The organism is Pseudomonas sp. 2822-17 (assembly GCF_002742485.1).
Classification (GTDB): domain Bacteria; phylum Pseudomonadota; class Gammaproteobacteria; order Pseudomonadales; family Pseudomonadaceae; genus Aquipseudomonas; species Aquipseudomonas cyclaminis.
Genome location: NZ_LJRZ01000125.1, coordinates 1 through 295, shown reverse-complemented (window position 1 = coordinate 295; position 295 = coordinate 1). Strand labels below are relative to the sequence as shown.

Genomic DNA, 295 nt, shown 5'->3' with positions numbered 1-295 from the left:
TTTCATCAGTTTGATGTAGATTCCTATGGGAAGTATGACTACTCAAGATCTGGAAATCCGACGAGAGACGCGTTGGAGGAAACGATTGCTCAACTTGAAGGGGGAGTAAGAGGGTTTGCTTTTTCATCTGGGATGGCAGCTATTTCCACTGCCTTTTTCATCGTATCTAAAGGGGATCATGTACTGATATCAGAGGATGTATACGGTGGAACTTTCAGATTGGTTACACAAGTTCTTTCTCGATTGGGAGTAGATTATACATTTGTGGATGCTACAGACTTAGAGAGGGTCGAAG

The 295-nt window shown here is 42.7% G+C and carries 1 protein-coding gene; it reads left to right on the top strand.

What is annotated here, in order from left to right; all coding sequences use genetic code 11:
- Positions 1 to 72: 72 nt before the first annotated feature.
- A partial coding sequence (locus tag AOA60_RS01215; protein WP_256592781.1) for a PLP-dependent transferase occupies positions 73 to 295 on the top strand: 223 nt, incomplete at its 3' end.